Below are 1,544 nucleotides of genomic sequence, written 5' to 3'. Positions count from 1 at the left end.
GCGGCGAAGCCGCTGAGCAGCGACCACCAGAGCAACGGGACCACCCGCGGGTTCTCAGCGGCCTTCTCGCGAGGACAGCTTTTTCGCATGTGGCGGAGCCACCTGCGAAAAAGATCCCGCAGCGAGAAGGCCGCTGAGGTTCCGCCACCCCACCCCCGCGCAACAGGGGAACGGGCAATTACCCGCTCAGAGGGCGGACAGGAGGTCTTCCACCAGGTCGTCGGGGTCCTCGATGCCGACGGACAACCGGACCAGCTCCGCGGGCACCTGCAGCACCGAACCGGCGGTGCTCGCGTGCGTCATCTTGCCGGGGTGCTCGATCAGCGACTCGACGCCGCCGAGCGACTCGGCGAGGGTGAACAACCGGGTCTTCGCGCATACCTCCAGCGCGGCCTGCTCGCCGTCCACGTGGGTGAACGAGATCATGCCGCCGAAGCCGTGCATCTGCTTGGCCGCGACCTCGTGGCCCGGGTGCTCGGGCAGGCCCGGGTAGTAGACCTTCGAGACCTTCGGGTGCTCGCGCAGCGCGGCGGCGATGCGCCCGGCGTTCGCGCTGTGCCGGTCCATCCGGGCCGCGAGCGTCTTCACCCCGCGCAGCGTCAGCCACGCGTCGAACGGACCCGGCACCGCACCGGCGGTGTTCTGCAGGAACGCCACCGAGCTCGCCAGCTCGTCGTCGGAGGTGAGCACCGCGCCTCCGACCACGTCGGAGTGGCCGCCGAGGTACTTGGTGGTGGAGTGCACCACCACGTCCGCGCCCAGCTCCAGCGGGCGCTGCAGGTACGGCGAGGCGAAGGTGTTGTCCACCACGAGCTTCACCCCGGCGTCCCGCGCGACCTGGGCCAACGCGGCGATGTCGGCGATGGTCAGCAGCGGGTTCGTGGGCGTCTCGACCCACAGCACCTTCGTCTCGGGCCGGACCGCCGCGCGCACCGCGTCCACGTCGGACACCGGCACCGGCGTGTACTGCACGCCCCACTCGGTGAGGACCTTGTCGATCAGCCGGAACGTGCCGCCGTAGGCGTCGTCCGGGATGATCACGTGGTCGCCGGGGCGCAGCGCGCCGCGCAGCACCGCGTCCGTGGCCGCCATCCCCGAGGAGAACGCCCTGCCGTGCTTGGCGCCCTCCAGCTCCGCGAGGCACTGCTCCAGCGCGGTGCGGGTGGGGTTGCCGGTGCGCGAGTACTCGTACCCGGCGCGCATCCCGCCCACGCCGTCCTGGGCGTAGGTCGAGGTCGCGTGGATGGGCACGATCACCGAACCGGTCGTCGGATCGGGTTGCTGTCCCGCGTGAATCGCGCGGGTGGCGAAGCCATCACTCATGCACCGCAGCGTACGGACCACACGGGCATCCGCCGTTCGGCAGGTGGCCGTCCCACTGGTGCCCGCGCACGACGACGGGCCCCCCCCCGGGGGGGGGGGGGGGGGGGGGGGGGGGGGGGGGGGGGGGCCCCCGGCGGGGGGGGGGGCCCCGGGCCCCCCGGGGGGCCCGCCCGGGGCGTCGCGGCCCCGCCCGCGGATCGCTGCGGCGCCGGACCAGCACC

General features: G+C 73.4%; 1 protein-coding gene. It reads right to left on the bottom strand.

The window, feature by feature from the left end; translation table 11 throughout:
- Window positions 1–186 precede the first annotated feature (186 nt).
- Complete coding sequence (locus LCD31_RS15415; protein WP_224958944.1) at window positions 187–1,323, bottom strand: cystathionine gamma-synthase; 1,137 nt, start codon at window positions 1,321–1,323, stop codon at window positions 187–189.
- Window positions 1,324–1,544: the final 221 nt, after the last annotated feature.

Origin of the sequence: Saccharopolyspora sp. 6M (assembly GCF_020176775.1) — a bacterium.
GTDB classification, from domain to species: domain Bacteria; phylum Actinomycetota; class Actinomycetes; order Mycobacteriales; family Pseudonocardiaceae; genus Saccharopolyspora_C; species Saccharopolyspora_C gregorii.
The sequence above is the reverse complement of the archived record's forward strand: the minus strand, read 5'-3'. Positions and strand labels throughout refer to the sequence as shown.